7 protein-coding genes are annotated in these 8,395 nt (G+C 34.7%); 4 read left to right on the top strand and 3 right to left on the bottom strand.

Annotation, left to right across the window (positions count from 1 at the left end; all coding sequences use genetic code 11):
• The first annotated feature begins 122 nt into the window (after positions 1–122).
• Complete coding sequence (locus DCO46_RS21500) at positions 123–797, top strand: hypothetical protein (RefSeq protein ID WP_116754528.1); 675 nt, start codon at positions 123–125, stop codon at positions 795–797.
• Positions 798–859: 62 nt separating this feature from the next.
• Here the strand turns inward: DCO46_RS21500 and DCO46_RS21495 are convergent, their stop codons facing one another.
• Both DCO46_RS21495 and DCO46_RS21490 read right to left on the bottom strand, forming a co-directional pair.
• The gene (locus DCO46_RS21495) at positions 860–1,468 is read right to left on the bottom strand and encodes an RsmD family RNA methyltransferase (protein ID WP_116754527.1); all 609 of its coding nucleotides are present in this window, start codon (positions 1,466–1,468) and stop codon (positions 860–862) included.
• Complete coding sequence (locus tag DCO46_RS21490) at positions 1,465–2,286, bottom strand: DUF3822 family protein (protein ID WP_116754526.1); 822 nt, start codon at positions 2,284–2,286, stop codon at positions 1,465–1,467. Before DCO46_RS21490 ends, DCO46_RS21495 begins: the two co-directional genes overlap by 4 nt.
• A gap of 251 nt (positions 2,287–2,537) precedes the next feature.
• Here DCO46_RS21490 and DCO46_RS21485 point away from each other — a divergent pair, with 251 nt between their 5' ends.
• The 3 genes from DCO46_RS21485 (at position 2,538) to kdsB (ending at position 5,710) form a co-directional block, all read left to right on the top strand.
• Positions 2,538–3,947 carry an ATP-dependent RecD-like DNA helicase gene (locus DCO46_RS21485; protein WP_116754525.1) on the top strand — a complete coding sequence of 470 codons (1,410 nt, stop codon included), beginning with the start codon at positions 2,538–2,540 and terminating at the stop codon, positions 3,945–3,947.
• Between the two features lie 87 nt (positions 3,948–4,034).
• The gene (ygiD, locus tag DCO46_RS21480; protein ID WP_116754524.1) at positions 4,035–4,865 is read left to right on the top strand and encodes a 4,5-DOPA dioxygenase extradiol; all 831 of its coding nucleotides are present in this window, start codon (positions 4,035–4,037) and stop codon (positions 4,863–4,865) included.
• Positions 4,866–4,975: 110 nt separating this feature from the next.
• The gene (kdsB, locus tag DCO46_RS21475; RefSeq protein ID WP_116754529.1) at positions 4,976–5,710 is read left to right on the top strand and encodes a 3-deoxy-manno-octulosonate cytidylyltransferase; all 735 of its coding nucleotides are present in this window, start codon (positions 4,976–4,978) and stop codon (positions 5,708–5,710) included.
• A 110-nt stretch (positions 5,711–5,820) separates the two neighbouring features.
• Here the strand turns inward: kdsB and DCO46_RS21470 are convergent, their stop codons facing one another.
• Positions 5,821–8,232: a thiamine pyrophosphate-dependent enzyme gene (locus tag DCO46_RS21470; RefSeq protein ID WP_116754523.1), complete on the bottom strand. Its 2,412-nt coding sequence runs from the start codon at positions 8,230–8,232 to the stop codon at positions 5,821–5,823.
• Positions 8,233–8,395: the final 163 nt, after the last annotated feature.

Below are 8,395 nucleotides of genomic sequence, written 5' to 3'. Positions count from 1 at the left end.
GAAAAAAGTATTAATGAAAATGAAAGCAGGATCAGATAAAATGCAATTAAAAAAAAGTAAATAAATTCTTATATTTTTAAATATTACTTTTAAGTTTGCTGCATTAAATTAAAAATTGAATTATGCGGTTTTGCAATTTAAAAGTTTTTAGAAAAGTAATTTTTATTATACTTTTAATTAGTGTTTGTGCTACAAAAGCACAAAGAATAAGAGGTTTTGGTAATATTTCATTTTATTATGAAAATGAAGATTTTAAAAAAGAACTTATGACAGATTTGGGCGGTGGTGTAGAATTTGAATTCCACCCTTTATTCAAACCAGAAGTTTCTGTGAGCTATTCTATTATGGGGATTAAAGACATAAAAGAATATGATTATGTTCAGAATAGCAGAAAGATGATACAAAAAGATGTTTCTTCGTTGAATTTTACTATTGGGCCTAAAATTTATCTTTGGTATCAGGACTTTACTAGTGATAATGCAGCATGCTGGTATTATATTATCCCAAAAATAAACATGTCAAGAATTACTGCAAATCAAAGCTACAACTTTATAGATGATAATAATTCTTCTAAATCTTTTAACGAAAAAAGTAAAATTGCAGACTGGCAGCATTCATTTTGTTTTACAATAGGAATGGAATATCCTTTATCGGAAGACGGAACAAGTTCTCTTGCTATTAGTGTGAATGCGACCAATATTAATCTAGGAAAAACATTAAATCGTTTTCCGCATAATGAAGTTGATTATAGTACAATAGGGTATGGAATTGGATTAACTTACTATTTTGGATTTTAGTGATTTAACATAAAAAATCCCTTGAATTTCAAGGGATTTTTTATGTTTGAAAATGAATTTAATTATCCTTCGTCTTCTTCTGTAATTTTTAATACTGAATCATCGGCAGAAAGTTCCTCATCATCGTCAGTTGAATTTAATTCGAAGAAAGTAAAGAAAGAACCGCCGTAACTTTTCTGAAAAGAATAATTACTCAAATGGTCCAGTTTTGTGTATTTTGAATGTTCAATAATCATCATACCGTCATCTTCCAGTAAACCTCTTTCAAAAACCGTTAAGACTATTTTTTCAAAAGTAGCCTGATCTAAGCCATACGGCGGATCAGCAAAAATAATATCATAAGAGGTTTTGCAGTTTTCAAGAAATTTAAAAACATCACTTTTTGTCGCCGCAATATCAAAATCATATTCTGATGAAACCTGCTTTATAAATTTCACACAGCCAAAATCTCCGTCAACAGAAGTAATTGGTGCACTTCCGCGGGAAGCAAACTCATAACTGATATTGCCGGTTCCTGAAAATAAGTCCAAAATTTTTAAACCGTCAAAACTAAAATGATTGTTCAGAACATTAAATAATGCTTCTTTACTCATGTCAGTTGTGGGTCTTACGGGGAGATTTTTTGGTGGAAAAATGCGTCGCCCTTTGAATTTTCCTGAAATGATTCTCATGATTGAAATAAGATATAATGTTTTTGATTCTGTGCAGTTGAAAAGCTGTTTTTTTCCTGTAAAATGCTTACATCAAGGAAAGAAACATATCGGATATATTTATACGCAATGGCATAATAAGGATCATTTTTAGTTATCGTTCCTAAGAGTTCCAACTGAAAACTTTCGGGATTTAAACTCAGTTGCTCTGCGGTAAAAAGCAGGTAATAAATAAAATCTTCAGGCGTTTGATATTCAAATGAATTGAATAAAAGCAGCTTTTGGTTTTGAACCACTATAAGCTCAAAATGTTCCGGATTAAAATTAACGATCATTTTTTTATCATCGTTATTTTTAGAGGCTTCTAATATTTTTTCAATTAAAATGCTGTTCGCGTGTTTATAATCGAAAGAACCAATCTCATCAATCAGAAAGTTGTTGATATTGACATAAGGGATATAAACCGTATTCATTTCGTAATTTGGAATGTTATCGAAAGTAAAAAAATCAGTCTCAAAAACCTTTGTATTATACTGCAAATAACTGCCCATATAATCTTCATCAAATAAAGCTGAAGGCACAAAAGTAGAAAGATTATTACTGTGAATTACCGTAATATCATCGTATGTATCTTTTAATTCTGCATGTTTCTTAAAAGCATTACTGTATAATTCTTCTATTTTTGACCCTCTTTGTGTAGGCGTGAATTCTACTTCGTTAAAAGAAGTAATAGTATTATTTAGTGTATCAAAACAACAAAATGAAAAACCATTCAGGGAAACCTGAACAGAAAGTTTTTTATATTTTTTTGACGTGATATTAGTATTGTGAAATGGCATAATCTGATTTACAGTTCTTTATCGGTTGTAGTGTCAGGAAAGAATTTAATTAAAGACAAACTTACAAATTTAAAAGCAACAATAATAATTGCAATTTCAAAAACAACATTTTGTTAAAGTTACTTTCGTATTAAATTTTCATTAAGGATTCCCTTCAGGCTTTGTTTATTACCAAAATATTATGATTGAAAGAGAGTTTGAAATTGCCATTGCCACTAAAAAAGCCGTACTTTGTGGTTCAAATTTACACTATGAATTCAGCACTGTTTTACGGCGTTTTACAAAAAAGATTTCCTTTTGCACCCACTCAAAAACAGGATATTTTTTTTCAAAAAATCGCTATTTTCTTAACTGAGCCGGCAAACAATACCATTTTTGTATTAAAGGGATATGCAGGAACTGGAAAAACTACGGTGATTTCAACAATTGTAAATAATCTGGGGGATATCAACAAGAAATTTGTTCTGCTCGCACCCACAGGACGCGCTGCAAAAGTTATCGCCAATTATTCTAATACGGCTGCTTTTACTATCCATAAAAAAATATATTTCCCGAAAAAATCTTCCGGCGGGGGAATTGCTTTTACCCTACAGGTCAACAAACATAAAAACACCATTTTTATAGTCGATGAGGCTTCGATGATTTCTGACAGTACCTTAGACAGCGGCTCGCTTCTCGATGATTTAATTAGCTATGTTTATTCGGGAACCAATTGCAAAATGATTCTTTTGGGAGATACTGCGCAGTTACCGCCTGTAAATCTGGAAATCAGTCCTGCGCTCGATACACATACGCTGGGCGCACACTATGACAAGGAAATCGAACATATTGAACTGGACGAAGTAATGCGTCAGGAAGAAAGTTCGGGGATTTTGTACAATGCAACAGAATTGCGTGAATTGCTGAAAGAATCTTTTATTACTGAATTTAAATTTAACGTAAAAAGTTTCAAAGACATTGTCAGGCTCACGGACGGTTATGATATTCAGGATGCCATAAATACCGCATATAGTAACTGGAGTATTGAAGATACTGCATTTATCGTCCGTTCTAATAAAAGAGCAAATCAGTACAACGAGCAGATCAGAACCCGAATTTTGTTTAAGGAAAGTGAACTTTCGGTTGGGGATTTCCTGATGGTGGTAAAAAATAATTATTTCTGGTTAAAAGAAACCGATGAAGCCGGATTTATTGCCAATGGTGATATTATTGAAGTTCTGGAACTTTTTGGAATCAAGGAATTATATGGGTTTAATTTTGCCAGGGTAAAAATCAGAATGGTCGATTATCCGGATCAGAAACCTTTTGAAACGGTTTTGTTACTGGATACGATTAAAAGCGAATCTCCATCTTTAACATACGAAGAATCAAATCGTTTGTATGAAGAAGTAATGAAGGATTATGAAGATGAAACAACCAAATATAAAAGATTTCAGAAAGTAAAAGAGAACGAATATTTCAATGGCTTGCAGGTGAAATTTTCATACGCCATTACCTGTCATAAATCGCAGGGAGGGCAATGGAATACGGTATTTATAGAACAGCCGTATTTACCAAACGGAATCGATCGTGACTATATAAGATGGCTTTACACAGCTATGACGCGTGCCAAAAATAAGTTATATTTGATAGGATTTAAAGACGAGAGTTTTGAGGAATAAAACACTAGTTTCACGAATTAACACGAATTATTTTTTACATGATGATTTGTGTAAATCTGTGAAATTCGTGTTTGAAATTTTATAACGATGACAACACTAAACGACTTACATTCGATTTCATCAGCGTTTTCGAATACAGATAAAATGCCGGTTTTATTTTTAGGACATGGCAGCCCGATGAATGCTATTGAAGAAAATCAGTTTGTAGCCGGTTTTCGTGATCTGGCCAAAACATTACCACAGCCAAATGCTATTTTGTGTATTTCGGCACACTGGTTTACCAATGGAACAAAAGTAACCTCCATGCAAATGCCAAGAACTATCCATGATTTTGGAGGTTTTCCACAGGCACTTTTTGATGTGCAATATCCCGCAAAAGGAAGCCCGGAACTGGCTTTAGAAACAAAAAAAATACTCGAACCTGTTGCTGTAGATTTAGACGAACACTGGGGTTTAGATCATGGAGCATGGAGTGTGATAAAACATTTATATCCAAATGCAGACGTTCCCGTAATTCAGTTGAGTATTGATTATACAAAACCAGGACAATACCATTTTGAGCTGGCTCAGAAATTACAGGCACTTCGTTACAAAGGTGTTTTGATTATCGGAAGCGGAAACATCGTTCACAATCTCCGTTTAGTTGATTTTAGGAATTTTGACAAAGATAATTATGGTTTCGATTGGGCGATAGAAGCCAGAGAAACCGTTAATAATTATCTTTTGGATGGAAATTTTCAGCCTTTAATTGATTTCGAAAAAATGAACAAAGCGGTTCAGACAGCAATCCCGACTCCGGATCATTATTTGCCGTTATTGTACACGTTGGGATTAAAAGAAAAATCAGAAGATCTGAGTTTGTTCAATGATAAATTGCTTGCAGGTTCTTTAAGTATGACATCAGTAAAAATCATGTAAAACCCTTCGAACCTTTGCGAAACCTTAGTGTAACTTTGTGTAATAACTATAACACAGAGATTCGCAAAGTTTTCACAGAGATTCACAGAGAAAAAAATAAAAATAAAGAAATGAAAATAATAGCGGTAATTCCGGCGAGATATGCCTCAACACGTTTTCCTGCAAAACTAATGCAGGATCTGGGAGGAAAAACAGTGATTTTAAGAACGTATGAAGCTGCGGTTTCAACAAAATTATTCGACGATGTTTTTGTCGTAACTGATTCTGATTTGATTTTTGAAGAAATTGTATCCAACGGCGGAAAAGCCATTATGAGTATCAAAGAACACGAATCCGGAAGCGACCGTATTGCCGAAGCGGTGGCTAATCTTGATGTTGATATTGTAGTAAATGTACAAGGTGACGAACCTTTTACAGAAGCCGGTCCGTTAGAACAGGTTTTAGAAGCTTTTAGAAATGATCCGGATCATAAAGTTGATTTGGCATCTCTGATGAGAGAAATCACAAACGAAGAAGAAATCAACAACCCGAATAATGTAAAAGTAGTTGTCGATCAGTCACAGTTTGCATTGTATTTTTCAAGATCTGTAATTCCATATCCGAGAGACAAAGAGGCAGGAGTTCGTTATTTTCAGCATATCGGAATTTATGCTTTTAGAAAACAGGCCTTATTGGATTTTTACAGTTTGCCGATGAAGTCTTTAGAAGCTTCTGAAAAGTTAGAGCAACTTCGTTATTTAGAATTCGGGAAACGTATTAAAATGGTCGAAACAACTCATATAGGAATCGGAATTGATACAGCTGAAGATTTGGAAAAGGCGAGGGCTATTCTGGGTTCTAAATAAATTATTTGCAGATGTATTTTACGGTCTAAAATAAACGCAATGACAAACCATGCGTAAACAAAAAAAGCTCCAGATTGGAGCTTTTTTATTATCTATAACATTCTAAATCCTTAGTATAAAGCAGGAAATTTAGAAGGGTTAACTTCATTCATCATTTCATAAACCTTTTCGAAAATGTCTTCTGCGGAAGGTTTAGAGAAATAGTCACCATCGGTTCCGTAAGCAGGTCTGTGTGCTTTTGCAGCCAAGGTTTGTGGTTTGCTGTCCAGATATTTGTACGCATCCTGTTCTTCCAGAATCTGTTGCAGGATATACGCTGAAGCTCCACCCGGAACATCTTCGTCAATTACTAAAAGACGATTTGTTTTAGCGACACTTTTTACAATATCCTTATTGATATCAAAAGGAAGTAAAGACTGAATATCAATTACTTCACAGTCAATCCCTAAGTCTAATAATTCAGTTGCAGCCTGTTGTACTAATCTCAAAGTAGATCCGTAAGAAACTAAAGTGATATCTGCACCTTCTTTTAAAGTTTCAACCACCCCGATTGGTGTTTTGAATTCACCAAAATTCAAAGGAGTCTTTTCTTTTAAACGGTATCCATTTAAACATTCGATTACTAAAGCCGGTTCATCACACTCCAAAAGTGTATTGTAGAAACCTGCAGCCTGCGTCATATCTCTCGGAACCAAAACATGAATTCCGCGGATAGCATTAATAATCATTCCCATTGGAGAACCCGAATGCCAGATACCCTCAAGACGGTGTCCGCGTGTTCTGATAATTAACGGTGCTTTTTGTTTTCCAACAGTTCTGTATTGTAAAGTAGCCAAATCATCACTCATGATCTGAATAGCGTACAGTAAATAATCTAAATACTGAATTTCAGCAATTGGGCGAAGTCCTCTCAAAGCCATACCGATTCCCTGACCAATAATAGTGGCCTCACGAATTCCGACATCGGCAACACGAAGTTCTCCGTATTTTTCCTGCATGCCTTCTAATCCCTGATTAACGTCACCAATGTTTCCGACATCTTCTCCAAAAATAAGTGTTTCAGGATATTTTGAAAATAAGGCATCAAAATTATCACGCAGGATCATTCTTCCGTCTAAATCAGGTTTTGCATTTTCTGCATATTCAGGAAGTACTTTTTCTACTGAAAATACATTTTTTGCAGAAGCTGAATGCAGGTTACTGCTAAACTTTTCCTGAGTGATTCCGATATAATTTGTTACCCAGTCAGATAATAATACTCTGCTGTTTGGAACTTCAATAAAACGCTGAATTTTTCGGGCTATAGAAAGCATATCTTTTTTCAAAGGTGCTTTTATTGCGCTTAGCTCCGTAATATATTTTCTAATTCTTTCCTTGTGGTTGATGCTTGCTTCGGCAATTTGCTCTAATAAAGCCAGAAGATTTTTCTGATCATCAATAATTGGGTTTATAAAAGAATTCCAGGCTTCTTTTTTGGCTTCCAGAACTTCTTTTTTCAATTCAAAATCAATTTCAGCCAGTTCTTCCGGAGAAGCAATATTAATTGCAATCATCCATAGACGCATCTGGCGGATACAGTCAAAATCTCTCTCCCAGGCAAGTCTTTCTCCGTTTTTATAACGTTCGTGCGAACCCGAGGTTGAATGTCCTTGCGGCTGAGTTAATTCGTTTACGTGAATTAAAACCGGAACATGCTCTTCGCGTGCAATTGATGCTGCTCTTTCGTAAGTAGAAACCAGTTCGGCATAATCCCAGCCTTTTACTCTAAAGATTTCATAACCTTTTGAGTCCATATCACGTTGATATCCTTTAAGGATTTCAGAAATGTTTTCTTTGGTAGTCTGGTGTTTTGCATGAACAGAAATTCCATACTCATCGTCCCAGACACTCATTACCATCGGAACCTGTAAAACTCCGGCAGCATTTATAGTTTCAAAAAACAAACCTTCAGAAGTACTGGCGTTACCAATTGTTCCCCATGCCACCTCATTACCATTTACAGAAAATTTGTCTTTGATTGTAATACCATCAACATTTCTGTAGATTTTTGAAGCCTGTGCCAATCCCAATAATCTTGGCATTTGTCCGGCAGTAGGAGATATATCTGAGCTTGAATTTTTTTGTTTTGTTAAATCTTTCCAGGAACCGTCTTGGTTTAAACTGTGCGTTACAAAGTGTCCGCCCATTTGTCTTCCTGCAGACATTGGATCAAAATCTAAATCGGTATGACCATATAAACCGGCAAAAAACTGCTTAGGAGTCAATTCTCCAATTGCCATCATAAAAGTCTGGTCGCGGTAATAGCCTGAACGAAAATCGCCATTCTTAAAAGCTTTGGCCATTGCAAGCTGCGGAACTTCTTTTCCGTCACCAAATATTCCAAATTTGGCTTTCCCTGTCAATACCTCTTTACGGCCTAAAAGACTACACTCACGGCTTGTAACCGCAATTCTGTAATCATTCATGACTTCAGTTTTGAAATCTTCGAAAGTTAATGTCGTATTGTTTTGTTCTTTAATCATAATCTGGAATGGTCATGTTATGCGGCAAAATTACTTAAAAAGTATCAATAATCATAATTCATTAAACTAAATATAATTTAATTATTTATAGGTAAATTACTAAAACTAAGTATTTTTTTTATTGAATATTAAATATTTTTCTGATTTTGATGAATATAATTTA

It is taken from the genome of Flavobacterium sp. HTF, assembly GCF_003105115.1.
Classification (GTDB): domain Bacteria; phylum Bacteroidota; class Bacteroidia; order Flavobacteriales; family Flavobacteriaceae; genus Flavobacterium.
Note: the sequence above shows the minus strand (reverse complement) of the source record. Positions and strands in the feature narration are given on the sequence as shown.